The organism is Pseudomonas sp. 30_B, assembly GCF_017491605.1.
Taxonomy (GTDB): Bacteria; Pseudomonadota; Gammaproteobacteria; order Pseudomonadales; family Pseudomonadaceae; genus Pseudomonas.
Genome location: NZ_JAFGYY010000067.1, coordinates 1 through 901, shown reverse-complemented (window position 1 = coordinate 901; position 901 = coordinate 1). Strand labels below are relative to the sequence as shown.

Sequence of the window (901 nt, the reverse complement as noted above, 5' to 3'; positions counted from 1 at the left end):
ACTCATGCTAGGAGAAGCCAAGGCAAGCGCAAGCACAATCGTTGTGCGACCGCAATAGCGGCGAATTGCCGCACCCGTTGCGCAGCCTCGTTCGCGGCCCGCGGCGGGGCGCGCCGCCACGGCGCAAATGCGCCATCCCGATTTTTCGGATGCCCAAAAGTCTTGCCCTACAAGCCTTTCGATTGCCGGCGCTTTTCCACGATGAACCGGCCGGGTAATTCAAAGGCGGCCGCCCATCGATTTGATGCACTGCACATAAAGTCGTCTAAAAATATCGCGCCGCCGCATGGAAATCCTTTGATCTGCCGAATACAAAAAAAATGCCAGGCGCATTCGCACCCGGCATTCGTCCTGTCGCAATACCGGCATCGCCCGGCCGGCACGGCGCTCCGGCATGCATGCCGGCCGGCTTTATTCGCGTGCGTGCAATTCCGCGCCCGGCTGCGCGGCGAAATAATCACGCTGAAAAATGCACATTCTCAATGCATTGTGATACTGGCCGTTACCAAAAAATTCTTCGATTAGTTCGGCCTCGTGCTTGAAACCGCATTTCTCGTAAACCCGGATCGCGGCGACATTCGATTTGTCGACGATCAAATACAGCTTGCGCAGGTTCAGCACCTTGAACGCATATTCGACGGCGAGCCGCGTCGCGCGCGTCGCAAAACCGCGCCCTTGCCGGTTCGGCGCAATGATGATCTGGAACTCGCCGCGGCGGTGGATGTAGTCGAGCTCGATCAGCTCGACGAGACCGACGAGCTCGCCGTCGGAATCGAACGCGACGAAGCGGCGCTCGCGCTGGTCGTGCACGTGCTGGTCGTACAGCTGCGACAGCTCGGTGAACGTTTCGTACGGCTCTTCGAACCAGTAACGCATGATCTTCGCGTCATTGTTCAGTTCG

1 protein-coding gene is annotated in these 901 nt (G+C 58.5%); it reads right to left on the bottom strand.

The genetic code is table 11. The features are described from left to right. Window positions 1-411: 411 nt before the first annotated feature. A partial coding sequence (speG, locus tag J5M67_RS27230) for a spermidine N1-acetyltransferase (RefSeq protein ID WP_207888517.1) occupies window positions 412-901 on the bottom strand: 490 nt, incomplete at its 5' end.